28 protein-coding genes and 1 riboswitch are annotated in these 25,929 nt (G+C 74.4%); of the genes, 6 read left to right on the top strand and 22 right to left on the bottom strand.

What is annotated here, in order from left to right; all coding sequences use genetic code 11:
- Positions 1 to 3: 3 nt before the first annotated feature.
- From K329_RS0108635 to K329_RS25655, 4 genes are all read right to left on the bottom strand, one after another.
- Entirely contained in the window at positions 4 to 558 is a 555-nt protein-coding gene (locus K329_RS0108635) for a nucleotidyltransferase family protein (RefSeq protein ID WP_028472715.1), read from the bottom strand.
- A 46-nt stretch (positions 559 to 604) separates the two neighbouring features.
- Complete coding sequence (locus K329_RS0108630) at positions 605 to 1,318, bottom strand: GntR family transcriptional regulator (RefSeq protein WP_028472714.1); 714 nt, start codon at positions 1,316 to 1,318, stop codon at positions 605 to 607.
- 106 nt (positions 1,319 to 1,424) lie between these two features.
- Positions 1,425 to 3,980 carry an ABC transporter permease gene (locus tag K329_RS31895; protein ID WP_028472713.1) on the bottom strand — a complete coding sequence of 852 codons (2,556 nt, stop codon included), beginning with the start codon at positions 3,978 to 3,980 and terminating at the stop codon, positions 1,425 to 1,427.
- Positions 3,980 to 4,762, bottom strand: a complete 783-nt coding sequence (locus tag K329_RS25655) for an ABC transporter ATP-binding protein (RefSeq protein ID WP_052336573.1) — start codon at positions 4,760 to 4,762, stop codon at positions 3,980 to 3,982. Before K329_RS25655 ends, K329_RS31895 begins: the two co-directional genes overlap by 1 nt.
- Positions 4,763 to 4,887: 125 nt before the next feature.
- On the opposite strand from K329_RS25655, the gene K329_RS0108615 reads away from it, so the two are divergent.
- Together K329_RS0108615 and K329_RS0108610 are read left to right on the top strand one after the other, a co-directional pair.
- Positions 4,888 to 5,523, top strand: a complete 636-nt coding sequence (locus K329_RS0108615; RefSeq protein WP_028472712.1) for an alpha-ketoglutarate-dependent dioxygenase AlkB — start codon at positions 4,888 to 4,890, stop codon at positions 5,521 to 5,523.
- Between the two features lie 59 nt (positions 5,524 to 5,582).
- The gene (locus K329_RS0108610; RefSeq protein WP_028472711.1) at positions 5,583 to 6,398 is read left to right on the top strand and encodes a hypothetical protein; all 816 of its coding nucleotides are present in this window, start codon (positions 5,583 to 5,585) and stop codon (positions 6,396 to 6,398) included.
- Here the strand turns inward: K329_RS0108610 and K329_RS0108605 are convergent.
- Together K329_RS0108605 and K329_RS25650 are read right to left on the bottom strand one after the other, a co-directional pair.
- Positions 6,326 to 7,294, bottom strand: a complete 969-nt coding sequence (locus K329_RS0108605) for a phosphotransferase (RefSeq protein WP_028472710.1) — start codon at positions 7,292 to 7,294, stop codon at positions 6,326 to 6,328. The genes K329_RS0108610 and K329_RS0108605 overlap by 73 nt on opposite strands.
- A 54-nt stretch (positions 7,295 to 7,348) precedes the next feature.
- Positions 7,349 to 7,720, bottom strand: a complete 372-nt coding sequence (locus K329_RS25650) for a glyoxalase superfamily protein (protein ID WP_043642571.1) — start codon at positions 7,718 to 7,720, stop codon at positions 7,349 to 7,351.
- A gap of 62 nt (positions 7,721 to 7,782) precedes the next feature.
- Here K329_RS25650 and K329_RS0108595 point away from each other — a divergent pair, with 62 nt between their 5' ends.
- On the top strand, positions 7,783 to 8,064 hold the full coding sequence (locus K329_RS0108595; protein WP_052336572.1) for a DUF3253 domain-containing protein: 282 nt from the start codon (positions 7,783 to 7,785) through the stop codon (positions 8,062 to 8,064).
- A gap of 84 nt (positions 8,065 to 8,148) precedes the next feature.
- On the opposite strand, the gene groL is transcribed toward K329_RS0108595, so the two are convergent.
- From groL to K329_RS0108550, 9 genes are all read right to left on the bottom strand, one after another.
- A complete protein-coding gene (groL, locus tag K329_RS0108590) occupies positions 8,149 to 9,780 on the bottom strand; it encodes a chaperonin GroEL (RefSeq protein WP_028472708.1) in 1,632 nt (543 codons plus the stop codon).
- Between the two features lie 225 nt (positions 9,781 to 10,005).
- The gene (locus K329_RS25645) at positions 10,006 to 10,875 is read right to left on the bottom strand and encodes an ATP-grasp domain-containing protein (protein WP_052336571.1); all 870 of its coding nucleotides are present in this window, start codon (positions 10,873 to 10,875) and stop codon (positions 10,006 to 10,008) included.
- 10 nt (positions 10,876 to 10,885) lie between these two features.
- Positions 10,886 to 11,842: an SGNH/GDSL hydrolase family protein gene (locus K329_RS25640; RefSeq protein WP_084541123.1), complete on the bottom strand. Its 957-nt coding sequence runs from the start codon at positions 11,840 to 11,842 to the stop codon at positions 10,886 to 10,888.
- Positions 11,843 to 11,940: 98 nt separating this feature from the next.
- Positions 11,941 to 12,516, bottom strand: a complete 576-nt coding sequence (locus K329_RS0108575; RefSeq protein ID WP_028472707.1) for a hypothetical protein — start codon at positions 12,514 to 12,516, stop codon at positions 11,941 to 11,943.
- Between the two features lie 29 nt (positions 12,517 to 12,545).
- Positions 12,546 to 13,319, bottom strand: a complete 774-nt coding sequence (locus K329_RS0108570; protein ID WP_028472706.1) for an ABC transporter ATP-binding protein — start codon at positions 13,317 to 13,319, stop codon at positions 12,546 to 12,548.
- Positions 13,316 to 14,335 carry a FecCD family ABC transporter permease gene (locus K329_RS0108565; RefSeq protein WP_211225780.1) on the bottom strand — a complete coding sequence of 340 codons (1,020 nt, stop codon included), beginning with the start codon at positions 14,333 to 14,335 and terminating at the stop codon, positions 13,316 to 13,318. The genes K329_RS0108570 and K329_RS0108565 overlap by 4 nt, the downstream gene beginning before the upstream one ends.
- Positions 14,332 to 15,339 carry a FecCD family ABC transporter permease gene (locus tag K329_RS0108560; RefSeq protein WP_211225779.1) on the bottom strand — a complete coding sequence of 336 codons (1,008 nt, stop codon included), beginning with the start codon at positions 15,337 to 15,339 and terminating at the stop codon, positions 14,332 to 14,334. Before K329_RS0108560 ends, K329_RS0108565 begins: the two co-directional genes overlap by 4 nt.
- 35 nt (positions 15,340 to 15,374) lie before the next feature.
- Positions 15,375 to 16,223 carry a siderophore-interacting protein gene (locus tag K329_RS0108555; RefSeq protein ID WP_028472703.1) on the bottom strand — a complete coding sequence of 283 codons (849 nt, stop codon included), beginning with the start codon at positions 16,221 to 16,223 and terminating at the stop codon, positions 15,375 to 15,377.
- 7 nt (positions 16,224 to 16,230) lie between these two features.
- Positions 16,231 to 17,244 (bottom strand): ABC transporter substrate-binding protein, encoded by a 1,014-nt coding sequence (locus K329_RS0108550; protein WP_028472702.1) that lies wholly within the window; start codon positions 17,242 to 17,244, stop codon positions 16,231 to 16,233.
- A gap of 145 nt (positions 17,245 to 17,389) precedes the next feature.
- Between K329_RS0108550 and K329_RS25635 the strand changes: the two genes are divergently transcribed.
- The 3 genes from K329_RS25635 (at position 17,390) to K329_RS0108535 (ending at position 19,981) form a co-directional block, all read left to right on the top strand.
- Positions 17,390 to 18,220, top strand: coding sequence for a helix-turn-helix transcriptional regulator (locus K329_RS25635; protein ID WP_052336570.1), 831 nt, complete (start codon positions 17,390 to 17,392; stop codon positions 18,218 to 18,220).
- A gap of 99 nt (positions 18,221 to 18,319) precedes the next feature.
- Positions 18,320 to 18,682: a YciI family protein gene (locus tag K329_RS0108540; protein WP_028472701.1), complete on the top strand. Its 363-nt coding sequence runs from the start codon at positions 18,320 to 18,322 to the stop codon at positions 18,680 to 18,682.
- A gap of 21 nt (positions 18,683 to 18,703) precedes the next feature.
- Entirely contained in the window at positions 18,704 to 19,981 is a 1,278-nt protein-coding gene (locus K329_RS0108535; protein ID WP_052336569.1) for an RNA polymerase sigma factor, read from the top strand.
- Here the strand turns inward: K329_RS0108535 and K329_RS0108530 are convergent.
- From K329_RS0108530 to K329_RS25625, 7 genes are all read right to left on the bottom strand, one after another.
- Complete coding sequence (locus tag K329_RS0108530; RefSeq protein WP_028472699.1) at positions 19,953 to 20,231, bottom strand: MoaD/ThiS family protein; 279 nt, start codon at positions 20,229 to 20,231, stop codon at positions 19,953 to 19,955. The genes K329_RS0108535 and K329_RS0108530 overlap by 29 nt on opposite strands.
- A 68-nt stretch (positions 20,232 to 20,299) precedes the next feature.
- Positions 20,300 to 21,601, bottom strand: coding sequence for a threonine synthase (gene thrC, locus K329_RS0108525; RefSeq protein ID WP_084541120.1), 1,302 nt, complete (start codon positions 21,599 to 21,601; stop codon positions 20,300 to 20,302).
- 9 nt (positions 21,602 to 21,610) lie between these two features.
- Positions 21,611 to 21,748, bottom strand: a riboswitch (SAM riboswitch).
- Between the two features lie 134 nt (positions 21,749 to 21,882).
- Entirely contained in the window at positions 21,883 to 22,728 is an 846-nt protein-coding gene (gene otsB, locus K329_RS25630; RefSeq protein WP_043642569.1) for a trehalose-phosphatase, read from the bottom strand.
- Between the two features lie 123 nt (positions 22,729 to 22,851).
- Complete coding sequence (locus tag K329_RS0108515; RefSeq protein ID WP_043642568.1) at positions 22,852 to 23,358, bottom strand: LytR C-terminal domain-containing protein; 507 nt, start codon at positions 23,356 to 23,358, stop codon at positions 22,852 to 22,854.
- Between the two features lie 8 nt (positions 23,359 to 23,366).
- Positions 23,367 to 23,765 (bottom strand): nucleoid-associated protein NapA, encoded by a 399-nt coding sequence (gene napA, locus K329_RS0108510; RefSeq protein ID WP_483814917.1) that lies wholly within the window; start codon positions 23,763 to 23,765, stop codon positions 23,367 to 23,369.
- 34 nt (positions 23,766 to 23,799) lie between these two features.
- Positions 23,800 to 24,465 carry a response regulator transcription factor gene (locus K329_RS0108505; protein WP_028472696.1) on the bottom strand — a complete coding sequence of 222 codons (666 nt, stop codon included), beginning with the start codon at positions 24,463 to 24,465 and terminating at the stop codon, positions 23,800 to 23,802.
- Positions 24,443 to 25,864 (bottom strand): sensor histidine kinase, encoded by a 1,422-nt coding sequence (locus K329_RS25625; protein WP_052336568.1) that lies wholly within the window; start codon positions 25,862 to 25,864, stop codon positions 24,443 to 24,445. The genes K329_RS0108505 and K329_RS25625 overlap by 23 nt, the downstream gene beginning before the upstream one ends.
- Positions 25,865 to 25,929 lie beyond the last annotated feature (65 nt).

Below are 25,929 nucleotides of genomic sequence, written 5' to 3'. Positions count from 1 at the left end.
AGCCTACTGGCGGCCGGGAACGTCCACGTCGCGGCCGTCCGCCAGGTCACCGCAGGGCACCAGCGCGACGGCGTGGCCCGCGAGGTAGGTCCGGGCCCCGCGGTCCCCGGTGGCCGCGGCGACCACCCCGGCGACGTGGTCGGCGCCGATCAGCACCGGGTGGCCGGGCCCGTCGTCGTACGACGCCCGCGCCAGCACCGCGGGCCCCGTCGCGGCGGCGACCACGCGCCGCACGACCTCGGGCCCCACGTCGGGCAGGTCGACCAGGTGCACGAGCACGGCGTCGACGTCCGCCGGCAGGGCGGTCAGGCCGGCGCGCAGCGAGGCGCCCATGCCCTCGGCCCAGTCGGGGGCGACCACGACGTCGTACGGCGGGAGGCCGGCGCCCGTGGCGGCCTCGGCCAGCAGCGTGCGGGCCTCGTCGGCGGACGCGCCGAGCACGACGGTCAGGCCGGAGCAGCCGCCGTCGGCGAGCACCCGGAGCGAGCGGACGAGCCAGTCGTCGACGAGCGCCTTGGGCCGACCCATGCGGCGCCCCGCGCCGGCGGCGAGGAGCAGGCCGTGGACCGGGACGGGGCGGGGGCCGGCGGGCGAGGCGGGCAGGTCAGTCGTCGCTGAGCTGGACGTAGAGCGTGAAGCGGTCGGCGCGGTAGACGGAGCGCGACACCTCCACCACCTTGTCGCCCGCGACGGCACGGCGCGAGACCCGCAGCACGGGCGTGCCGGGCGCGATCTCGAGCGCCTGGGCCTCCTCGTGCGTCGGCAGGTCGGCCGTCACGGAGTCCTCGGCCCACGTCGGGCGCATGCCCCGCATGGCGAGGGAGTGGTAGAGGCTCGTCGGCATGCCGCTCTGCAGGAAGCCCGGCAGGAGCACCTCGTTGAGGTAGGCGTCCTCGACGCACATCGGGCTGCCGTCGGCGCGACGCAGGCGCTTCCAGTGGATGACGGCGTCGCCCTCGGTGAGGTCGAGCGCACGGGCGACGCCCGGGCCGGCCTGCTCGCGACGGGCGAGGATGGTCTGCGACTCGGCGAGCAGCCCACGGCGCTGCATCTCCGCGGTGTAGCTGAGGAGGCGGCCGACCTGGTTGCGGGGCTTGGCCACGAACGTGCCCCGCCCGGGGATCCGCTCGAGCAGCCCCTCCGCCACGAGGGCGTCCATGGCCTGGCGGACCGTCATGCGGGCGACACCGAACTTCTGCACGAGCTCGCGCTCGGAGGGGGCCGGGGTGCCCGGCGTGCTGTCCCCCAGCAGGTCGCGGACGTACTCCCGCACCTGCACGTGCTTGAGCGGCTCGCGCTCGACGACAGCGTTGTCCACGACAGTCACGGTATTCACCTTCGCACATCTTGTCTCGTGAATCAGTGAGGCTTTTCCCTATCCAATGTCGAACTTTGCCCGTCCACAATCATCCGTTCGGACATTCTCACTCCGCGGAGACCGCGGCGAGCACGTCGAGCCGGGCGGCGCGCCGGGCCGGGAGCACCGCCGCGAGCACCCCGATCACGAGCGAGAGCCCCAGGAAGAGGGCGAGCTGGCCGACGGGCACGCTGATCACCTCGAGGCCCTCGTCGCGCAACGACCTCAGGAGCGCGACCCCGAAGACGAGGCCCAGGAGCAGGCCGAGCACCGCGCCGAGCACCGCGATCACCACCGACTCGAGGGTGATCATCACCCGCAGCTGGCCCCGGCCGAGGCCGACGGCCCGCAGCAGGCCCACCTCGCGGGTCCGCTCGATGATCGACAGCGCCAGCGTGTTGACGATGCCGAGCACCGCGATCACCAGGGCGAGGCCCAGCAGCGCGAAGATGATGAGGATGAGCTGGTCGATGGGCTCGCGCTGCTCGTCGGCGTAGGCCGCCTGGTCCTTCACCGTGACGAGCGGGTTGTCGCCGACCACCGCGTCGAGGCGGTCCTCGACCCCGGCCAACCCACCCGGGCTCGCCGCGTCGGCGTCGATCACCAGCGTGTTGTCGACGTCGAGGTAGCCGGCCTCGAGCAGCGTCGGCACCGTCGTGAGCAGCGCGAACCCGATGACGGGGTTGGGCTCGTAGACCGCCACGACCTCGTAGTCGACCTCGCCGCCGACCGTGCCGATCGTGAGGCCGTCGCCGACGGTCACGTCGTTGTCCTCCGCGTAGTCCGCGTCGACCATCACCGTGCCGTCGACCAGGTCGGCCGCCTCGCCCTCCACGACGTCCACCTCGACGACCCGGTCGACCTCGGCGAGGTCGGCCGCGGCGAGGCCGCGCGGGTCGCCGTCGACCTCCACGATGCCGTAGCGCAGGGCGGCCAGCGCGCTCACGCCGTCGACCTCGCGCATCCGGTCGGCGATGCCGGTGGAGAACCCCTGGCCGATCTGGTTGCTGACGAGGAAGTCGCCGGGGAAGCTCTCGTCGATCGTCTGGTCGACCGAGGCCTTCGCCGAGTCGCCGAGGATGGCCATCGTGCTCGCCAGGGCGAGGCCGATCATGAGGGCCGAGGCCGTGGCCGTCGTACGACGCGGGTTGCGCAGCGCGTTGAGGCCGGCGAGGTTGCCGACCGTGCCGAACAGCCGGCGGAAGAGCGCGTGGGCGCCGGCCAGGAACGGCCGGGCGATCACCGGGGCGGCCGCGGCGACGCCGAGCAGCACCGCGAGCACGCCGAGACCGACCCACCAGGCGATGCGCGGCGGGGTCGCGAGCAGCCCGTAGGCCATCGCCCCGGCTCCGACGGCGATGAGCCCGACCCCGGCGAGCAGCCGGCGCCGGATCGTCGTCTCGGGCAGGGCCACGTCGTCGCGCAGCGCCTGGACGGGGGCGATGCGCGACGTCCGTCGGGCGGGCCCCCAGGCGGCGGCCATCGTCACGAGCACGCCCACGCCGTACGCGGCGAGCACCGTGCGCGGTTCCAGCACCAGCGACTGGCCGCCCAGGTCGAGACCGAAGTTCGCGAACAGGGCCCGGATGCCCATCGCGAGCAGCACCCCCAGGCCCAGCCCGAGGGTCGAGCCGAGCAGGCCGAGCACCAGGGCCTCGAACTGCACCGAGCGGACCACCTGGCGCTGGGAGGCGCCCAGGGCCCGGAGCAGCGCCAGCTCGCGGCTGCGCTGCGCCACCAGGATCGAGAAGGTGTTGACGATGAGGAACCCGCCGACCACCAGGGCGATGCCCGCGAAGATGAGGAGGAACGTGGTGAGGAACGAGATGGCCTCGAGCAGGAGCGACGCCCCCTCCTCCGCCGCGTCGTCGCCGGTCACGGCCTCGACCCCGTCGGGCAGCAGCGGGGCCACGGCGTCGCGCAGCTCGGCCTGGGAAACCCCCGGCTCCGCGCTCACCCAGATGTCGGTGAACGCGTCCGTGCCCCCGAGGAAGACGCTCTGCGCGGTGGCCATGTCGAAGACGGTGATGGTCGCCCCGTTGAGGGACGCGCCGCCGGCGAAGGCGGAGACGCCCACCAGCCGCTGCGTCAGCTCGCCCTCGGCGACCGGGCTGACCAGGGTGACCTCGTCGCCGACCTCGTAGCCGGCGCGCTCCGCGGTCGCCTCGTCGAGGGCGATCTCGCCGGCCCGCGTCGGCGGGCTCCCCTCCACCACGCGCAGGCCCTCGCCCCCGCCGGCGATGGGCGCCTCGTCGTAGCCGAGCGCGAGGCCGGGCGCGCCCTGGCCGCCCACGACCTTGCCGTCGGTGTCGACGACGAAGACGCCGGGCGCCGACACCTTGCCGTCGACCCGTGCGACCCCGTCGACCTCGGCGATCTCGTCGACCAGCGACGCGGGCACCGACCGCGTCGACCCGTCGACGGCGCCGAACGACGTGCCGCTCGTCGGCCGGACGACGACGTCGCCCACCGTCGAGGAGAACAGCGCCGTGAACGAGCGCTGGAGGGTGTCGGAGAACATGAGGGAGCCGGCGACGAAGGCGACGCCGAGCACGATCGCGAACGTGCTCATCAGGAGCCGGAGCTTGCGCCCCAGCAGGCTCTTCCACGCGGCGCGGAACATCAGGCGCCCTGGGCCTCGGCGGCGCCCGGCGCCACGTGGGCGGACGCGGCGCTCGTGCGCGCCATGATCTCGAGCACCTGGTCGCGGTCGGGGTCCCGCAGGTCGTCCGTCACCTTGCCGTCGGTGAGGAACACGACGCGGTCGGTGTACGCCGCCGCGACCGGGTCGTGCGTGACCATCACGATCGTCTGGCCGTCGTCGGCGCTGCGGCGCAGCAGCGACAGCACCTCGGCGCCGGACTGGGAGTCGAGGTTGCCCGTCGGCTCGTCGGCGAACACGATCTCGGGGCGGCTCACGAGCGCCCGGGCGACCGCGACCCGCTGCTGCTGGCCGCCGGAGAGCTCGCTCGGCTTGTGGCCCAGGCGGGGCGCGAGCCCCACGGTCTCGATCACGCGGTCGTAGAGCTCGGGGTCGGGCCTGCGGCCCGCGATGGCGAGCGGCAGCAGGATGTTCTCCCCCGCCGTCAGCGTCGGCACGAGGTTGAACGACTGGAAGACGAACCCGATCCGGTCGCGGCGCAGCCGGGTCAGCGCCTTGTCCTTCAGCGTCGAGAGCTCGGTCTCGCCGACGAGCACCGACCCCGAGTCGGCCGTGTCGAGCCCGGCGCAGCAGTGCATGAGGGTCGACTTGCCCGAGCCGCTGGGCCCCATCACGGCCGTGAACTCCCCCGCCGCCAGGTCGACCGAGACGCCGTCGAGGGCGCGCACCCGCGCCTGGCCCGTGCCGTAGGTCTTCACGAGATCGCGGACGCGGGCGGCGGGACGCGCCGGGGCGGTGGTCATGCGCCTACTCTCCGCCCTCGCCCTGAGGCCCCGCTACCGGGAATGTCCCCGATCCTCGCCCGGGGTGCCCCGACACACCCGAGCAGATCGAACGCGTGTTCGACCACCGGCGTATGCTCGCCCGCATGGACTTCCAGGCCACGCTGTTCGCCGAGGACCCGACGGACACCGCCCCCGGCGCCCCGGGCCCGCTCGACGGCCACGTCGAGCGCACCGACCTCGGTCGCGGGGCCTGGCTCGACGTACGACGTGACTGGCTCGCCGGCGTGGCCGACGGGGTCTTCGACGCGCTCGTGCACGACGTGCCGTGGCGGGCCGAGCGGCGACAGATGTACGACCGGGTGGTCGCCGTGCCGCGGCTGCTCCACACGTACGGCGCCGGCGAGCCGCTGCCGCACCCGGGCCTGACGGCGGCGCGCGAGGCGCTCTCCGCCCACTACGCCGACGAGCTGGGCGAGCCCTTCACGACGGCCGGGTGCTGCTACTACCGCGACGGCAACGACTCGGTGGCGTGGCACGGCGACACCATCGGGCGCGGCGCGCGGCAGGACACGATGGTCGCGATCGTGTCGTTCGGCGACCCCCGGCGCCTGGCGCTGCGACCGCGGGGCGGCGGGCCGTCGACGGCGGTGGTCATGGGCCACGGCGACCTCGTGGTCATGGGCGGCAGCTGTCAGCGCACGTGGGAGCACGCCGTGCCGAAGGTCGCCCACGCCGGTCCGCGGCTCTCGGTGCAGTTCCGGCCGGCCGGCGTCTTCTGAGCCGCTCCCGGGGAAAACCGGAGGCGTCGACCGGCGCGGCGACCCTAGGCTCCCCGCCCATGACCGATCTCGATGCCGGCACCTCCGTCCGCCTGGAGGAGGACGACGAGCGCGGTGGCACCTTCGAGGGTCACAGCGCGTTCGCCCGTCACTCCCCCCACTACCTGGAGGAGGACACCCCGGACCGCCACGACCGCCGCCACGACGCCGTCGTGCGCACCGCCCCCGCCCAGTTCGACCGCACCAACGCCGACGACGTCGACCGCGTCCAGCACGAGCTGATGCTCCAGCTCGCCGGCGCCGTCGACGACCACTGCCTGCGCGCGCTGCTCGGCGCCGCCCCCGCGGCGGGCGCGCCCGTCGACGACGTGGCGGCCGACGACCTCGACGCCTGGTTCGCCGACGCCGCGGCCGCGGTCAGCACCGACACCCGCACCGCCTGCGACGTCGAGGCCGTCGTGGACGTCGAGCTCGACGCGTTCCTGGACCAGCAGCGCGACCGCTGCTGCTCGCCGTACGTCGACCTGGGCTGGCTCCGGTGCGCCACCGCCCCCATGGCCCGGGCCGGCTCCCTCGACGAGGGGTTCCACGTGGTCGTCTCGACCGAGCACCTCGTCGGCCTCTCGAGCCGGGCCGCGCTCTTCTACTCCTCGCACGTGCTCGGTGACGAGGAGTACCTGAGCGCCCGGTGCGAGCTCGCGTACGCCCCGCGGCTGCGGTTCCACCCCGGTGCCGTCCGCGTGGCCCGGGTGCGGTTCGACGACCACGCGCACTGGCGCCGGCTGGTGATGGAGCGTCGCGCTCAGTCGAGCAGCAGGGCCGCCGAGTCGAGGAACCGGCGCCCTAGCCTCTCCGCCCCGAACCCGAGCACGTAGAGCCCGGTCGAGACCCGCTCGAGGTAGCCCCACTCCCAGACCGCCCGCCGGTCCTGCCCCGTGCGGTCGGCCAGCAGGGTCGCCCAGCCCTCCGCCCGCGACCGGGCGCCCGGGCCCGTGAGCTCGCCCGTCCACTCGCGCAGGGCGACACCGAGGTCGTACGCCGGGTCGGCCGCCACCCCGTCGGGATCCACGAACACCCAGCCCGTGTCCTCCGCGCCGCGTCCCCGTCCGTCGTCCAGCGCCCGCAGCAGGTTGGCCGGGTGCGCGTCGCCGTGCGCGACCACGCAGGCGCCCGGGTCGTAGGCCTCCGCCCGCCGCTCGGCGCACTCGAGCGCCTGCTCGAGCACCGCGTCGAACCTCGGCCCCAGGTCGTGGGCCTCCAGGCGGCGGGCGTGGTCGACCACGAACCCGTGCAGGAAGGACGCCCGGTCCTCGCCCCGCGGGGGCGGCGCGACCGCCGGCACGTCGACGGTCCAGGCGAGCCGCAGCGTGTCCGCCAGCACGACGAGCTGCTCGGTGACCGGCAGCGCGGAGCGCTCCAGCGAACGGCCGCAGGACTCCAGCAGCAGGGCGTGGCGCTCGTCGTCGTACGCGTGCAGACGCGCGTAGCCGCGCCCGTCGGCGGCCCGCAGCACCGCTGCCTCGGCCGCGATGCCCGGCAGGAGCGCGGGGTCGGGCAGCGCCACCTTGACCACGCGCTCGGCGCCCTCGCGGGTGCGGGCGGCCACGACGTACGACGCGCTGCCGCCCGGCAGCGCCGTGCCGAGGGTGAGCCCCCACGTCGCGGCGAGCCCGTCGAGCATGGCGGGGAGCGCGGCCTCCCAGGCCTCACCGGCGGCCCCGAGGGACGCCACCTTCGCGCGCGCGAGGGGCTGGAGGCGGACGTCGGGCATGGCGTCATCCTGCCTTGACCAGGCGCCGTCCTGACGCCGGCGTGCCCGGTCTCGTCAGCCCGTGACCTGGCAGAACCGCAACGTGTTGGAGAACGGGTCGACGACCTCCATCGTCGGCCCGCCCGGGGCGTCCACGTCGACCCCGGGCCGCATCCCGGCGAACGGCTTCGCGTGCAGCTCGGCGTGGAAGGCCCGCAGGTCGTCGAGCGCGAGCCAGACCGCCACGCCGGGCGAGCCGTCGCCGTGGTGCTCGGAGAGGTCCAGCACGACGTCGTCGCGCCGCACCCGCACGTACGCCGGCAGCCCCGGCTCGAACCGGTGCGTCCACTCCTCGGTGAACCCGAGGAAGTCGAGGTAGAAGGCGCGGGCGCGGGCCTCGTCGAAGATGCGCAGGATCGGGACGGCGACACGCAGACCGATGCTCATGGCCACCACCCTGGCACCGTCGCCGCGTCACGTCACGGGGTGCCCCGCGGCATGCTGGTGGGGTGGCTCCCCCGACCGACGTACCCGACCCCGACCTCGACCGCCGCATCGAGGCGGCCGTCTCCGACCTGCTCGACGCCCGTGCCGCCGACGCCACCATCTGTCCGTCGGAGGCGGCGCGCCGGGTCGCGGGCGACGACGGCGACTGGCGGGCCCTCATGGACCCCGTCCGTGCGGTCGTGGGCGCGCTCGTCACCCGCGGCGAGGTCGAGGTGACGCAGGGCGGCGAGGTCGTCGACCTCGCCTCGGCGCGGGGTCCGATCCGCGTACGACGCGCCCGCTGACGGCACGAGGCCCCCGCTCCCCGAGGGGAGCGAGGGCCTCGCTGGTGGATCTGGTGGAGCTGGTGGAGCTGGTGGAGCAGGGACTCAGAAGTCCATGCCGCCCATGCCGCCGGTCGGGTCGCCACCACCGGCAGCGCCGGCCTTCTCGGGCTTGTCGGCGACGACAGCCTCCGTGGTGAGGAACAGAGCGGCGATCGACGCGGCGTTCTGGAGCGCGGAACGCGTCACCTTGGCCGGGTCGATGATGCCCGCGGCGACGAGGTCGACGTACTCGCCCGTGGCCGCGTTGAGGCCGTGGCCCGGGGTCAGGTTGCGCACCTTCTCCGCCACGACGCCGCCCTCGAGGCCGGCGTTGATCGCGATCTGCTTGAGCGGGGCCTCGATGGCGAGCCGCACGATGTTCGCGCCGGTCGCCTCGTCACCCTCGAGCTCGAGCTTGTCGAACGCGACGGCACCGGCCTGCACGAGAGCGACGCCACCACCGGCGACGATGCCCTCCTCGACGGCAGCCTTCGCGTTGCGAACGGCGTCCTCGATGCGGTGCTTGCGCTCCTTGAGCTCGACCTCCGTGGCCGCGCCGACCTTGATGACCGCGACGCCGCCGGCCAGCTTGGCCAGGCGCTCCTGCAGCTTCTCGCGGTCGTAGTCCGAGTCGCTGTTCTCGATCTCGGCACGGATCTGGTTGACGCGACCGGCGATCTGGTCGGCGTCGCCCGCACCCTCGACGATGGTCGTCTCGTCCTTCGTGACGACGACCTTGCGGGCCTGGCCGAGCAGCTCGATGCCGGCGGTCTCCAGGGAGAGGCCGACCGTCTCGCTGATGACCTGACCACCGGTGAGGATGGCGATGTCCTGCAGCATGGCCTTGCGGCGGTCGCCGAAGCCGGGAGCCTTGACGGCGACCGACTTGAACGTGCCACGGATCTTGTTGACGACCAGCGTCGAGAGAGCCTCGCCGTCGACGTCCTCCGAGATGATGAGGAGCGGCTTGCCGGTCTGGATGATCTTCTCCAGGAGCGGCAGCAGGTCCTTCACGTTCGAGATCTTCGACTCGACGAGGAGCAGGTAGGCGTCCTCGAGGACGGCCTCCATGCGCTCCATGTCGGTGGCGAAGTAGGCCGAGATGTAGCCCTTGTCGAACCGCATGCCCTCGGTGAGCTCGAGGTCGATGCCGAAGGTGTTCGACTCCTCGACGGTGATGACGCCTTCCTTGCCGACCTTGTCCATCGCCTCGGCGATGATGTCGCCGACGGTGGGGTCAGCGGCGGAGATCGAGGCGGTGGAGGCGATCTGCTCCTTCGTCTCCACGTCCACGGCGAGGTTGAGCAGCTGCTCCGAGACGGCGGCGACCGCAGCCTCGATGCCGCGCTTGAGCGCGATGGGGTTGGAGCCGGCGGCGACGTTGCGGAGGCCCTCACGGACCAGCGCCTGCGCGAGGACCGTGGCCGTCGTCGTACCGTCACCGGCGACGTCGTCGGTCTTCTTGGCGACCTCCTTGACCAGCTCGGCGCCGATGCGCTCGTAGGGGTCCTCGAGCTCGATCTCCTTGGCGATGCTCACACCGTCGTTGGTGATCGTGGGGGCACCCCACTTCTTCTCGAGCACGACGTTGCGGCCCTTGGGGCCGAGAGTGACCTTGACGGCGTCGGCGAGGGTGTTCATCCCACGCTCGAGACCGCGCCGGGCCTCCTCGTTGAAAGCAATGAGCTTCGACATGTCTCCTGCGATTCCTTGTCTGCTGGAGATGGCGGACAGCTCGGCGGGTCGCCCGCGACGGACGGCCAGACCGACCGGTGGACCCTTCCCACCGCCGCTGCTGACCTCGACTGCACCGAGCCTGGTGCTACGTACTGGAGTGGCACTCTCGACTCGGGAGTGCCAGCGTCATGTTTAGCACTCGCCCCTGGCGAGTGCAAGAAGCACCCCCCGGTACGGCGGACCTCACCGCAGGCGCGACGGGACCAGGTCGGCGAACAGCCCGGCCAGCTCGGGAGCCACGTCGAGGTAGAGCCCGGGCTCGATCAGCTCGAGCTCGCTCACGGCCCAGGCGCCGTCCCACCGCATGAGGTCCACCCGGGCGTAGTCCAGACCGGTCCCGAGCAGCGACTGGGCAGCGTCCACCGCCGTGACCGCCACGCCGCCGGTCTCGTCGCCCACGGGCACGGGGCGCGACCGCCCGCCGTACAGCTCGTGCACGCGGATCTCGCCCGCGGCCGGCAGCTTGTCGACCTGGGCCACCGCCCGGCCGCCGAGCACGAAGACCGAGACCTCGCCCTCGGTGCGCACGGACTCGACCAGGGGCTGCGCGACCCAGGGCCCGGCGGTGAGGCCCTCGAGCCGGTCGTCCCGCAGCCCGTCGAGCACCACGACGCCGACGCCGCCGGCGCCCGTGCGCGGCTTCACGACCACCGTGCCCCAGCGCTCGAGCGCGTCGGCGAGCACCGGCAGCAGCGTGGCGTCGTCGACGGGCAGCGTCGGCACGACCGGCACGTGCTCCCCGAGGGTCGTCAGGTAGCTCTTGTCGGCGTTCCAGGCGAACGTGGCGGGGCCGTTCAGCATCGGCGTGACGTCCGCCGTGCGGCGGGCCCAGTCCAGAAACTCCGGCAGCCGGCGGTGGTAGTCCCAGGTCGAGCGCACGGCGACGAGGTCGGCGGCGGCCCAGTCGACGGACGCGTCGTCCCAGACGGCCCAGGCCGCGTCGACCCCGCGCTCGACGAGCGCGGCCACGAGGGCGGCGCCGCCCGGCTCGCCGTCGGGGAGGACCTGGAAGGTCGCGAGGAGCACACGGGGGCGGGCGGCGGCGGTCGTCATGGTGGCGAGGCTAGGACACACGGTCGGAGCCGTCCGACACCCCACCCGCGACCTGGTCGTCGATGCCCCAGTCGTCGATGTCGACGGCGGCCACGACCGGCTCGGCCGCGGGCTCGACCTCGGGCGACGGCTCGGGCGACGGCTCGGGTGCGTGATGGCCGAACGGCACCTCGTCGACGCGGCCGAGCGCGGCCAGCACCGAGGGCAGCACGGCGCGGGCGGTGCGCTTGTAGCCGGCGGCGCTGGGGTGGAACCGGTCGAGGCTGAACATCTCGTCGGGGTTGGTGATGAAGAACGGCCCGACCACGTCGGCCAGCGACACGGCCCGCGCGCCGGCGGCGACGGCGGTGGCCCGCTGGGCGGCCGCGAGCTGGCGGGAGGCGCGGGACCCGAGGGCGCGCAGCGGCTGCGGGACGGGGCGGAGCGCGCCGAGGTCGGGGCACGTGCCCACCACGACGGCCGTGCCGCGCGCCTGCAGCGCCTCGATGGCCTCGGCCAGGTGACGGGCCGACTCGGCGACCGGCACCCGGTGGGTGACGTCGTTGCCGCCGACGATCACCACGGCCACGGCGGCCCTGTACGACGGGGGCAGCGACGCGACCTGCTCGGCGAGCATGCTCGACTCGGCGCCGACCCGCGCGGCGGTGCGCAGGCGCACGGAGCGCTCCTCCCGCTTGGCGACCATCTTCGCCAGCCGGGCCCCGAAGGTGTCGCCGGGCACCTCGGCGCCGAGACCGGCCGCGATCGAGTCCCCGAGCACGAGCAGGTCGACGGCGTCGCCGTACCGCTTGCGGTAGACCTTGTCGGCGTCGAGCGCCTGTTCGCCGAGGGGCTTGCCGATGATGCGGCGGGCGGTGGCGGCCTGACGGCGCAGCAGCGAGCGCCCGCCGTACCCGACCCCGACCCCGAGCCCGCCGGCGAGGCCGACGACCGCGACGGCGGAGCGCATCCTGGAGGTAGCAGTCATGGGGCCATCGATGCCCGACCAGCACGTGCGGGAGGTGAACGGGTCACCAACGCGGCACGCCCTGGCCCCGACAACTGGCCCCGCCGGCAGGCCCCGGGTCAGCGGGGCCGCCGCCGGCCGTCGGCGTCGTACAGCTGCGGATAGGCCCGCGCCCGGAACGCGGCGAGCTCGGCCTGCTCCTCCTCGTCGGTCTTCTCGACCCACGGCCGGTACTCGCCGAGCGGCACGGCGCGACCGCCGGAGAGGTAGGCGGCCCGGAAGGCGTACTCCCCCGTCGGGCCCGGCCGCACCGCGGTGGCGATCCGCTGGCGCGACCCGAGCATGCGGTGCAGGTGCACCACCGAGACCCGGTCGGCCGGCGGCTCGGCGACCTGGCGCACCAGCAGCAGCGCGAGATCGACCGGGCGTCCGCGGGGAGGCCGCACCACCGCACCGGCGGGGTCCCGCTCGACGCTCGCCTCGTGCAGCACCACCACGCGCCAGGCGACGTCGCCCCCGACCCCGGGCAGGTAGCCGTCGAGCATCCGCAGCACGATGTCGCCGACGCGGGCGTCGCCGGGCAGCGTCCACTCCTGCACGTGCGTGTCGATGTCGTCACCGGCGGCCACGCTGTCGCGGTCGACGACGACACGGATCTCCTGCGGCTGCGCGTCCGGGCTCGACGATCGGCTCATGCGCCCAGTCTGGCGGGATCCAGGAGCACTCAGTCGAGCGGCACCACCATGGGGCTGCCGGCGACCGGGTCCGGCACCACGAGGCACGGCAGCCCGAAGACCTCCTCGACGAGCGTGGCGGTGACGACGTCGGCGGGGGCGCCCGTCGCGACGACCCGGCCGTCCCGCATCGCCACGACGTGGTCGGCGAAGCGCGTCGCCTGGTTGAGGTCGTGGAGCACGGCCACGACGGTGCGGCCCTCGTCGCGCAGCCGGGCGAGCAGCCGGAGCAGCTCGTACTGGTGGGCGATGTCGAGGAAGGTCGTCGGTTCGTCGAGCAGCAGGTACGGCGTCTCCTGCGCCAGGACCATCGCGATCCACACCCGCTGCCGCTGCCCGCCCGAGAGGTGCTCGACGCCCCGCTCCGCGAGGTCCGTGACCCCGGCGGCGGCCATCGCCCCCACGACGGCCCGCTCGTCGCCCGGCCCCCAGGTGCCGAGCACCGACTGGTGCGCGTAGCGCCCCCGCCGCACGAGCTGGGCCACCCGGATGCCCTCGGGCGCCTCGACGCCCTGGGGCAGGAAGCCCAGCTCGCGGGCCACGTGGCGCGACCGGAGCCGCTGGAGGTCGCGGCCGTCGAGCTCGACGACCCCGCCCCGCGGCCGCAGCAGCCGCACCAGCGCGCGCAGCAGCGTCGACTTGCCGCACGCGTTCGGCCCGACGACGGCGGTGAACGCCCCCTCGGGGATCGTCAGGTTCAGGCCCGTCACGACCTGGCGGTCGCCGTAGCCCAGCGAGAGGTCGCGGGCACGCAGCTCGGTCATCGCTTCACTTCCCTGGCCAGGAGCCACATGAGGTAGGCACCGCCGACGGCGGTGGTGACGACGCCGACGGGCAGGACCACCGGGGCGAGGAGCGCCTGGGCGACGACGTCGGAGCCCGTCAGCAGGGTGGCCCCGACGAGGGCGGCGGGCAGGAGCGGCACCCCGGTCGCCCGCACGAGCCGGCGCCCGACCTGCGGGGCGACGAGGGCGATGAAGACGATCGGGCCGGCCACGGCCGTCACCGTCGCCGTCAGCCCGACACCCACCACGACGAGCAGCAGGCGCAGGCCCGCCAGGGCCACCCCCGAGGTGCGCGCCACCTCGTCGCCCAGGGCGAGCTGGTGCATCGGGTGCGAGGCCAGCGCCAGGAGGACGGCCAGCGCGCCGACGACGGTCAGGGGCAGCCCCAGGTCCTCCCAACCCAGGCCGTTGAGGCTGCCGGCGCTCCAGGCGGTCGCGGCGATCGCCACGTCGAGGTCGGCGCGCAGGACGATCCACGAGTTCACCCCGGTGAGCACGGCGTTGACCCCGATCCCGACCACGACGAGCCGCAGGCCGCTGAAGCCCGAGCGCAGCGACAGCACGTAGATGAGGGCCGCGGTCGCCAGGCCCGCCGCGACCGAGCCGGCGGCCACCCCGGTCGCCGTGCCCGTGCCCACGGTGAGCACCAGCAGGGTGCCCGTGTAGGCGCCGGCGTCGAGGCCGATGACGTCGGGGCTGCCGAGCGGGTTGCGGGTGAGGTTCTGGAAGACCGCGCCGGCGAGCCCGAGGGCGGCACCGAACGCGAGGCCGCCGACGACGCGCGGCAGCCGCCACCGGGTGACGACGAAGTCGATCGGTCCGCCGCCCGCGAGCGCCGCGGCGACGTCGCGCGGCGACGACCAGCCGTCGCCGAGGCAGAGGCCGGTGAACCCGGCCGCCGCGGCGGTGGCCACCAGCAGGAGCGAGGCCACGAGGGTGCGCCGCTCGATCCGGACGTGCGCCCCGCGTCCCACGGGGACGCCGACCGCGCTCACGCGCCCGCCAGCCGACGCCGGACGACCCACACGAGCACCGGACCGCCGAGCACCGCGGTCACGATCGCGACCGGCACGTCACCGGTGGGCAGCAGCACCCGGGCGAGCACGTCGGAGCCGACGAGCAGCGCTCCGCCGAGCACGATGCTGAGCGTCACCAACCAGGGCACGGAGCCGCCCGCCACCCGGCGTGCGACGTGGGGGACGATCAGGCCGACGAAGGCGATCGGCCCGGCGACCGCGGTCGCGACGCCCGCGAGCACCGTCATCGTCACCACCGTCAGCACGCGGACCCGGAGCACGGGGACGCCCAGGCCGTGGGCCACGTCCTCCCCCAGCGCGATCGCGTCGAGCGGCCGGCTCAGGAGCAGGGCGGCCACCAGGCCGGCCCCGACCACCAGCGCCGGAAGCAGGAGCGGCAGCTGCTCGCGCCCGGCGAGCGAGCCGACGGACCAGAAGCGGTGGCTGTCGAACGCCTCGGCGTCGGCGAGCCGGATCGCGAGCGAGACCCCCGAGAGCACCGCCGTGAGGGCGACCCCGGCGAGCACCATGCGCAGGGGCTCGGCACGGCCGACGGCGTGCACGACGACCGTCGCCGCCGCGGCCCCCGCGCAGGCCGCCAGCATCCGGCCCGCCTGCGAGCCGTCGGGCAGCAGGATCGTCGTCACCACGACCGCCAGCGCGGCGCCGGCCGTGACCCCGAGGATGCCCGGCTCGGCGAGCGGGTTGCGGGTCATCGTCTGGACGAGGGCGCCGCCGACCGCGAGGGCGGCGCCCACGAGCAGGGCGAGCGCGGTGCGCGGCAGCCGCACGGTGCGGACGGCGACGTGGTCGGGGTTGCCGGCCCCCGGGTCGGTGAAGGCGCGCACCACCTCCCCCGGCGCCACGTCACGCTGGCCCACGGCGAGGCTGAGCAGGACGAGGAGCCCGAGGACCACGAGGCCCAGCACGAGCGCCGCGGCCGGCAGTGCCGGCGCGGGGCGTCGCTTTACCGGATCCGTCACGACCCCGGGGGTCGCGGACGGAGTGGGGGTCGTGCTCACTCCTCGTGCCCCGCGACCCCACGCTTCCAGTAGCCGGTGACCAGCGCGTCGTACCCCTTCTCGGCCGCCCAACGTCGCAGCGGCTTGATGTCCCCGGCCTCACCGGCGGCGAAGACGAAGACCTCCCGCGGGTCGTCGGGCAGCGGCAGCGCGGCCGTCTCCTCGGCCAGCCGGGAGCCGCCGGTGCGCGACAGCCAGCGCACGTCGACCCCGGGCCGCACCGCGAGCGGGTACGACGTCTCGTCGGCGTGGTCGTGGTCGACCAGCACCTGGGCGGTCACGCCCGTGGACGCCCAGGCACCCAGCTCGTCGAGCCAGCGGGCGACGGCCGGCAGGGCCGTCACGTCGACCGCCAGCACGTAGTGGCCGTAGGTGTGGGCGAAGGCCTTGGCGCCCGGCGGGCCGGCGACGACGGCCTCCTCTCCCGTCGCGACCCCGACCTCGACGGCGGCCGCCCACTCCGCGGCCAGCCCGCCCTCGTGGACCACGAAGTCGAGGTCGAGCTCGCGCGCCCCCGCGTCGTAGCGACGCACCGTGTACTTGCGCGTCGGCGTGTGCGGCCGCGGCCAGTCCAGCTCGTCGTGGTCGTCGGGCACCGGGTCGTTGCGCGTGCCGTCGGGCAGCGGGAAGACGATCTTCACGTGGTCGTCGGCGGCGTGCGTCACGAAGTCGGCGAGCTCGTCGCCGGCGAGCGTCAGCCGGAGCATGCGGGGGGTGACCGCCTCCCGGCGCACGACGCGGGCCCGTCGCACGCCGATGGGGTAGCCGACGCGGGTGACGCCACGGCCCTCCCGCTGGTGGGCGGCGACGCGGGGGCCGGGGTCGCTGCGGTCCATGCCGGTCATCGACGCCTCAGCCGAGCTCGGTCGCGAAGGCGACACCGAACGCCTCGTCGAGGCCGTCGAGGGTCGCCAGCGCCGACGTGTAGGTGGCCGCCTCGGTGTAGCGGACCGGGATGACGTGGCCGGCCCGGACCGCCGGGAGGCTCGCCCACAGCTCCGAGTCGAGCACGTACTGCACGGCCTCGCTCGGGGTGCCGTCGTCCTCGACCGAGTAGGTGATCCAGTCGGCGTCGCCCAGGCTCTCGGGCAGCTCCTCGATCGAGGGGTACTCGCTGACGTCGCTGGAGCCGCCCTGCGGGTCGGCGACCTCGCCGTAGTAGTCCACGCCGACGTCACCGGCGACGTTCGTGCCCCAGGAGCCGGCGAACTCGCGCTGGAAGTTGCCGGCGGAGACGTCGCCGTACCCGCCGAGGTGGCCGAAGGCGAGACCGTCCAGGACCGGGGCGTAGGTCTCGCGCAGCTCGCCCGCCCGCGCCTCGTAGGTCGCCTTGGCCTCGTCGAAGCTGCCGAGCACCCCGGCGGCGTCGGACTGGCGCTGCGTGAGCTCACGCCACTTGTCGGGCCGGGTCGGGCCGAGCACCACCACCGGGGCCACGGCCTCCAGACGCTCCATGTCGAGGTCGACGAGCGCCGGCACGGGCACACCGATGACGATGAGGTCCGGGTCGAGGTTGGCGATCGCCTCGTAGTTGGTGGAGGCCGCCGTCTCGCCGGCGACCTTGTCGAGGCCCTCGTAGGACGAGCGGTCCTCCGCCGTCATGATGTTGATCCCGCGCGACCACTCCGAGATCCCCACGAGGTCGGCGTCCGCCTCGAGCAGCGCCGGCACGGCGTACCCGGTCGCGACGACCCGCTCGGGGGCGACCGGGATCTCCACCTCCCCGTTGTCGGCCTCGAAGGTGCGCGTCTCGGCGTCGGGGGCGGCGTCGTCGTCGCCCCCGCAGGCGACCAGGGAGAGCCCCAGCACGAGGGCGGTGGCGGTCGCGAGCGCGCGGCGGGCAGGGACGGACGGGCGTGGGCGCATGGTGGTTCCTCCGGGACGGACGTGGGGGCGCGGTGCGGGGACCGCGACGGAAGGGGGCGCGGCGGGCCCGAGACGGCTCCGCCGGCGCGACCTGGTGAGGCTAGCCTTACCTGACGTGCGGGGAGTGTCGACGAAGGGTCATGCGGTGTCGGGCAGAGGACAGACGGGGAGCGCGGCCGGTGAGGTCACGGTCGAGGAGTACGGCTACGGGCTCGGCCCGCCGACCGGCATCCTCGTGCTGCGCTACCCGCCGGCCGACACCATCGCGGACTTCCCGGAGGGCCGCGACGACTACGTCCACCAGGTGCTGTGGTCCCCCGACGGGGTCCTCGCCGTGCGGCGGGGGCGCACCGCCCGCTTCCTCGGACCCGACCAGGCGCTGTGGGTGCGCCGCGGGGTCGTGTTCGAGGCCCGGGCCCTCGACCGCCAGACCGTGCTGCGGGTCTGCCTGCGCCAGGCGTCCCCCGAGCTGCTCGCGGTCGGCGCGGGCGCGGTGACCGTCGACCCGGGCGCGGCCGCCGCGCTCCTGTCGATCGCACGGCCCGGCGTGCGCCAGGAGGACGGGCTCGCCGCCCGGCAGGTCGTGCTCGACGGGCTCTCCACCCGCGGCGTCGACGAGGTCGACCACCAGGCGCTCGGCGCCGGGCACGCCCGGGAGGTGGCGCGCGGCCTGCTCGCCGACCCCGCCGACGCGACCGGCCTCGAGGAGTGGGCCCACCGCCTCCACGTCAGCGTGAAGACCCTGCAGCGCGACTTCCACCGCGAGTACGGCGTGTCGTTCTCGACGTGGCGCGGCCGCACCCGGCTGCACGCGTCGGTCGCGATGCTGGGGCGCCTCAGCGTCACCGAGACCGCCCACCGCGTCGGCTACGCGAGCGTGTCGGCGTACGTCACCGCGTTCACCCGCGAGCTCGGCGAGACGCCCGGGCAGCACGCCCTGCGGCAGCGTCTCGGGGTCGTCGCCGACGCGGGCTGAGCGCCGAACCGGAGAGAACCTCGTCGCCGTTGTCGAAATCGGGCACCCCCGACCGTCATCGGGCTGGAAGACTCACCCCGACGACGAAGGAGAACCCCCGTGAAGATCCTGGTGCTGATGACCGAGACCGACCCCGGAGCCTGGGACACGGTGACCGAGGCGGAGCGCGAGGCCGTGTTCGCCGCCCACGTCGCCTTCGACCGCGCCGTGCGCGAGCGCGGCACCCTCGACGCCGGCGAGGCGCTCCACGGCGTCGAGACCGCCCGCACCCTGCGCACCGTCGACGGGGAGCGGGTGGTGACCGACGGGCCGTACGCCGAGACCGCCGAGCAGCTCGGCGGCTTCTACCTCATCGACGTCGCCGACCTCGACGAGGCCGTCGAGCTCGTGCGGCTCCTGCCGTCGTCCTACACCGTCGAGGTGCGCCCGGCGCTGCACATCGAGGGCTACGACTCGGAATGACCCGGGTGAGGGGCGTGTCCCGTGGCTGACCCCGCGATCGGGCCGGGCCAGCTCCTCGCCGCCCTGCAACGCGACGAGTGGGGCCGCCTGCTCGCGCTGCTGGTCGGACAGTTCCGCCGCCTCGACCTCGCCGAGGACGGCCTCGCGGAGGCGTTCGAGGCCGGGCTGCGCCGCTGGCCGGCCGACGGCGTGCCCGACAACCCGCGGGCCTGGCTCCTGGTCGCGGCCCGGCGCCGCGTGCTGGACCGGCTGCGGGCCGAGGCGGTCGCGGCCCGGGCCGTGCCCCACCTCGAGGTGGAGGCCGAGCTGGTGCAGCGGTCGGGCCGCACGATGGCGGACGCCGGGGAGACCGTCACCGACGAGCGCTTGCGTCTCGTGCTGCTGTGCACCCACCCCTCCCTGCCGCCGCCGCACGCCGCGGCCCTGACGCTCCGGATGGTCCTGGGGGTCTCGACGGCCGACGTCGCCCGGCTCTTCTGCGTGGGTACGACGACCATGGCGGCCCGGCTCACCCGCGCCCGCAAGCGCCTGGCCGGGGCCCGGTTCGAGGTGCCGAGCGGGCCCGACCTGGTCGGGCGGGTGGCCGGCGTCGCGGACGTGGCCTACCTGGCCTTCACCGCGGGCTACGCGCCCGGGTCGGGCCCGGACGTGCTCCGCGCCGACGTGGCCGGCGAGGCGCTCCGGCTCGTGCGGGTGCTGCGGGCGCTCGTCGACCCCGACGTGGTCCGCCGGGCCGACCTCGACGCGCTGCTCGCGCTCCTCCTGCTGCAGCACTCCCGTCGCGACGCCCGGGTGGACGCCGACGGGGCGCTCGTGCTGCTGGCCGACCAGGACCGTCGCCGGTGGCACCACGCCGAGATCGCCGAGGCGCTGGCCCTGCTGACGCCGGTCGTGCGCCGTACGCCGGTCGGCGCCGCCACGCCCTGGCTGCTGCAGGCGCTCGTCGCCGCCGAGCACGCCCGCGCTCCCACCGCGGCCGCCACCGACCGGGCGCGCATCGCCGACCTCTACGCCGAGCTCGAGACGCTCACCGGATCACCCGTCGTCCGCCTCAACCGTGCGGTCGCCGTGGCCGAGCACGAGGGTCCGGAGGCGGGCCTCGCCCTCCTGGCCGGCGTCGACCCGCGGAGGCTCCCCGGGCACCGGCTGCCGGCGACCCGCGCGGAGCTGCTGGGCCGTGCCGGCGACCTCGAGGCGGCCGCGACGGCGTACGCCGAGGCCCTGGCGCGCTGCGACAACGAGGCCGAGCGCGCCCACCTGGAGGCGCGGGTCAGCAGCCTCCGGCGACCGCCGGGATGATCGAGACCTGCGCACCGTCGGGCGTCGGCGTCGCCAGGTCGTCGAGGAAGCGCACGTCCTCGTTGCCCACGTAGACGTTGACGAAGCGGCGCAGGTCGCCCTCGTCGTCGAGCACCCGGCCCTTGATGCCGGAGTGGTGCGCGTCGAGGTCGTCGAGCACCTCGGCCAGGGTCGCCCCGGTCGCGGTGACCTCGGAGGCCCCGCCCGTGTAGGTGCGCAGGATGGTGGGGATACGGACGGACACGCTCACGTGCGGGGGCTCCTCGGTTCGTGCGGGCGGGGCGGGCCGGTCAGGCGATGCCGGTCAGGCGATGCCGGTCAGGCGATGCCGGTGGCCGCGAAGGCGGCGTACGACGGCGCGATCGTGGCGACGGGGCCGACCTGGTCGGCGACGGCGTCGAGCGTCTTGAGGCCGTGGCCGGTGTTGATGACGACGGTCTCGGCGGTCGGGTCGAGCTGACCGGTCTCGACCAGCTTCTTCAGCACACCCACCGTGGTGCCGCCGGCGGTCTCGGTGAAGATGCCCTCGGTGCGGGCCAGCAGCACGATGGCCTCGCGGACCTCGTCGTCGCTGATGTCCTCGACGACGCCCCCGGTACGACGGCACACGTCGAGCACGTACGGCCCGTCGGCTGGGTTGCCGATGGCGAGCGACTTCGCGATCGTGTCGGGCTTGACCGGGCGGACGACCTTCTTGCCGTCCTTGAACGCCGCGGAGACGGGCGAGCAGCCGGTGGCCTGGGCGCCGAAGATCTTGTACGGCTTGTCCTCCACGAGGCCCAGCTTCACCAGCTCCTGGAAGGCCTTGTCGACCTTCGTGAGCTGCGAGCCCGAGGCGACCGGGATGACGACCTGGTCGGGCAGGCGCCAGCCGAGCTGCTCGGCGATCTCGTAGCCCAGCGTCTTCGAGCCCTCGGCGTAGAAGGGACGGACGTTGACGTTGACGAACGCCCACCCGTCCTCCTCCCCCGCGATCTCGGAGGCCAGCTTGTTGACGTCGTCGTAGTTGCCCTCGACGGCGACGAGCGAGTCGGTGTAGACGGCCGAGTTGATCTGCTTCGGCTTCTCGAGGTTGCTCGGGATGAAGACGACGGTCTTGATGCCGGCGCGGGCACCGGCGGCGGCGACGGCGTTGGCGAGGTTGCCCGTCGACGGGCACGCGAAGACCTTGGCGTCGAGCTCACGGGCGGCGCTCAGCGCGCACGCGACGACGCGGTCCTTGAAGGAGTTGGTGGGGTTCGTGGAGTCGTCCTTCACCCACAGCTTCTCGAGGCCCAGGGTCGCGGCGAGGTTCCTCGCCTCGAGGAGGCGGGTGAAGCCGGGCTCCATGTTGGGGCTCTGCTCGATGTCGTCCGGCACCGGCAGGAGCGCCTTGTAGCGCCAGATGTTGGCGGGGCCGGCGGCGATCTGCTCGCGGGTGACGGCCGGGAAGTCGTAGGCGACCTCGAGGGGGCCGAAGCACTCCGGACAGGCGTAGAAGGGACCGAGCTCGACCTCGTGGCCGCACTCGCGGCAGGCGAGGGCCGTGGCGTTGCCGAAGGCGCCGTCACGCAGCGGCTTCTTCGGGTCGGCCGGGGCCGCAGCGAGGGTGTCGGGGTTCTCGACGATGGACGCGCTCATGAGTCCTCCTTCTCATCTTCCCCACGACGTACCTCGCCCCGGGCCGGAATTAGCACCGTTTCCACGTCCGTCAACTGGAGTGTCGACGGGGTCGTGGCGGTTGCCGGGACTTCACTGGGCCGTTCCCTCAGTCCCTCTCGATGAGCCGTCGCCAGCGTAGGGGCGCGTCGACGGGGAGGCCTAACGGCCATCCCGTCATGCGAGACGGTCAGCCACATCGTGAGACGACGTCGCTCGAGGGTCCCCGCGACGGGGATGGACGGCGCGGGCGACGCGGAGCGTCAGAGGCGCAGGGAGGTGGCGTCGGCCGTGAACGTCCGCAGCAGGTCGAGCACGCCCTCGGGCCCCTCGACGATGACGTCGGCGAGGTCGACGAGCGCACTGACCTCCTCCGAGGCGGAGCAGACGAGGAGCGTCGGCAGCCCCTGGCTGCGCAGGTCGTCGACGGCCTTGAACGCCTCGACGTCACCGAGGTCGTCGCCGGCGAAGATGAAGGCCCCCGCGTCGGTCTCCTTCACGAGGGTCCGCACGGCCTCGCCCTTGTGCATCCCGGGCGAGCGCACCTCGATCACGCTGCGGCCCGGCTCGACGCCGAGGTCGTGGGCGGCGGCGAGCTCGGAGACGAGCGGCATGAGGCGCTCGAACGCGGCCTCGGCGTCGGGGAGGCGGCGAGTGTGGACGGCGATGGCCAGCCCCTTCTCCTCGACGTACGCACCCTCGGCGTGCGCCGTGCGCAGCACCTTGGGCAGACCGAGGAGGAAGGAGGAGAGACCGTGGGGCGGGCGCGGCGACCGGACGCGGCGGTCCTGGGTGTCCCAGCGCTCGTTGCCGTACTGGCCGAAGACGTAGAGGTCGCTGCCGGCGTCGTGCACGGCCTCGCCGACCTCGTCGAGGCCACCGAGGGCCAGCACCTGACGGGCCGGTCGACCGGTCACCACGGCGACGGCGCGCACGTGGCGGGAGAGCTCGACGAGGACCTCGGGTGCGTCGTCGTGGATGTGGGCCGTGCTGGGGTCGTCCACGATCGGCGACAGCGTGCCGTCGAAGTCACAGGCCACGACGGCTCGGGAGGCGGCGCGCACGACCGCGGCGTACCGCTGCTCAGCGGCCGGGGAGGAGAACTCCATGACGGACAGTGGACCACGAAACCGCCCCGGCGCGTGCGTGGACGAGGGAGCCGGTCGTACCGGATCCCACCCCGTCGGCGCTGGTCAGCGGCCGTGGCAAGGGTCGGACGGGTGACCGACGTCTCAGGCGAAGTCGGAGGTCAGGATGATCGTCAGGCGGTCGCCGCGCATGGGGTCGACCGCCGGCATGAGGCGCTCGATCCCCAGGTCGGCGGCCAGCAGCTGGGCCTCGCGCTCGAGGCGCTCGGGATAGTAGACGGTCGTCGAGGGGATGGTGCCGACCCAGTTGTCGGACCCCGCGACCTGCCAGCCGACACCGGAGGCCGCGTCCGCCGTACGCCCCGCGAGACCCGCGATGCCGGAGTTGTTGTAGACCTCGACGAAGACCTGGGCACGGTCGATCGCCGGCTCCTCCGGCTCGGCCGGCTGCTCGGGCTCGGCCGTGACCGTGGGCTCGGGCGTGGCCAACTCGGTGGCGGCCGGCTGGGCCGCCGTGACGATCTCGTCGTCCGCGCCGCCGCCGGCGGTCACGAGGTAGGCGAGACCCGCCATGGCGACGGCGATGACGGTGAGGATGACCAGGGGGGCCGGGTAGGCCACGCCGCGCTGGTCACGGGAACGGGAGCTCATCGGCCGGCTCAGACGTCGAAGCCGAGGCGACGGGCGGAGCGCTGGCGCTGGCGGGCGGCCCGCAGGCGGCGCAGGCGACGGACCAGCAGCGGGTCGGCGGCGAGCGCCTCCGGCTTGTCGATCAGCGCGTTCAGCACCTGGTAGTAGCGCGTCGACGACATGTCGAACTTCTCGCGGACCGCCTGCTCCTTGGCCCCCGCGTACTTCCACCACTGGCGCTCGAACTCGAGGATGTCGTGGTCACGGTCAGACAAGTCGTCGATCTCCGGGGTGGTCCGCGTCTCCGGGGAGACGGCGTTCGCGGCGTCCATGAACTGGCTCCTCCTGAGGGTACGGGCGGCAGGTCGAGCGGTGAGCTGCGGCCATGGCCACCCGTCATGGTAGGCGACGAACCACAACGGTGTCATTCGCATCGGGCGGCGTGGCGCGGCGACCCGCGGGTCAGCGTCCCGGCGCCGCCTGGAGGAACGCGAGCACGGCCTGCACCCGCCGGTGGGTCGAGGTGTCGGCGTGCAGGTCGAGCTTCGCGAAGATCCGCTGCGTGTGCTTCTCGACCGCTCCCTCCGTCACCACGAGCCGTCGGGCCACGGCCGCGTTCGAGAGTCCCTCGGCCATCGCCGCCAGGACCTCGAGCTCGCGCGGCGTCAGCCCGGCGAGCGGGTCACGTCGCCGCCGCATCAGCTGGGCCACCACCTGGGGGTCGAGCGCCGTGCCGCCCTGCGCGACCGAGGTGAGCGCGTCCAGGAAGGTCGCGAGCTCGCTCACCCGGTCCTTGAGCAGGTAGCCCACCCCGCCGACCTCGCCACCCGCACCCGCCCCCGCGAGCAGCTCGGCGGCGTAGGACACCTCGACGTACTGGCTGAGCACCAGGACCGGGGCGCCCGGCAGCAGCCGGCGCACCTCGACCGCGGCCCGCAGGCCCTCGTCGGTGTGCGACGGGGGCATCCGGACGTCGACGCAGCTCACGTCCGGGCGGTGGGCCAGCGCCGCCTCGACGAACGCCGGGCCGTCCCCGACCGCGGCGACCACCTCGTGGCCCGCGTCGGCGAGGATCAGGCCGAGGCCCTCCCGCAGCAGCAGCGAGTCATCGGCGAGCACCACGCGCACGAGCGCCTCCCCCTGCGTCCGGGTCGCGCCGCGCGTCGGTCGCAGCGCCCGCGTCGAGCGGCAGGAGCGCCCGGAGCACGGTCGGCCCGCCGGCCGGCGAGTCGAGGTCCAGCATGCCGTCCAGGCCGCGCACACGCTGGACCAGCCCCGCCAGGCCGCTGCCCTTCGCCGTGTGGGCGCCGCCGACCCCGTCGTCACGCACCTCCACGAGCAGCAGGGCCGGGTCGAGCGGGTCGACGCCGACCACCACGTCGACCCGGGTCGCGCCGCTGTGCTTGGCCACGTTCGTGAGCGCCTCGGCGACCACGAAGTAGGCCGCGGCCTCGGTGTGGCTCCCGAGGCCCGCCGGCAGGTCGACGGCGAGGTGCACGTCCTCGGCGCTGCGGGTCACGAGCTCCTCGACGGCCGCCGCCAGCCCGCGGTCGACGAGCAGGGGCGGGGCGATCCCTCGCGAGAGCGCCCGCAGCTCCTCGATGGCGGTGCGGGTCTGCTCGTACGCCGCGTCCAGCGCCGCCTGCGCGACGGCCGGGTCGTCGGCGTGCCGCGCCCGACCGAGGTCCATCGCGACCCGCACCATCCGCTGCTGGGGCCCGTCGTGGAGGTCCCGCTCGAGCCTGCGCATCGACCCGGCCTCCGCCTCGCGGGCGGCGCTGCGGCCGCCGACCTCGCGCCGCACCTGCCCCTGGAGATCGGCGCGGCTGCAGAGCAGCACCGTGGCGAGGCCGCCGTGCAGCAGGGCCATCAGGCGCACCACGAGGGGCAGCGTCAGCAGCGCGACGAGCCCGAGGAACGTGTTCAGCCAGATCTCCGGCTGGCGGCCCTCGCCGAGGCCGACCAGCGACGCCAGGGTCACGTTGTCCGGGCTCTCGGGCAGCCACCGCTGCCAGAACCAGTACGTCGCGCCGCCGAGCACCAGCGCGTACCAGCAGAACGTGACGACGGCGGCGGTCAGACCGGTGGCGAAGCCGACGACCGACCAGAGCACGTCGAGCCAGGACTGCGGATCGCGGAGCGGGGTGAGCACCCGGCGCCACCAGCCGGCCCCGGGGGGCGCCGTCGCGTACTCGGGGTGCGCCGCCACCCGCCCCTGCAGCGAGCGCAGCCGCAGCCGCTCGAGGTGCGCGAAGCCCCGCGCCGTCAGCACCGTGGCCGCCAGCACCGGCAACCCGATCGCCAGCCACGCCAGCGAGACGCCGGCCACGGTGCCCACCAGCACGAGGACGAAGGCGACCAGACCGATCGGCATCGCGGTCAGCGCGTACGTCGTGTCGTCGCCGAGGCGGCGCAGCCACGAGGTCCGACGCGGCGCCGACGACCCGTCGGCACGACCGTCGGCGGGCCCACCCGGGGGCCCGTCGGAGAGGTCGGGCACGGGCGGCATGTGCAGAGTCTCGGTCATGTCGAGGACGCTAGGCACGCCCGGCGGGCCGATCGATCCGGCCAGCCACCCGACGTGGTGTCGGG

Source organism: Nocardioides alkalitolerans DSM 16699 (genome assembly GCF_000426525.1).
In the GTDB taxonomy this organism is placed as follows: Bacteria; Actinomycetota; Actinomycetes; order Propionibacteriales; family Nocardioidaceae; genus Nocardioides; species Nocardioides alkalitolerans.
The sequence above is the reverse complement of the archived record's forward strand: the minus strand, read 5'-3'. Positions and strand labels throughout refer to the sequence as shown.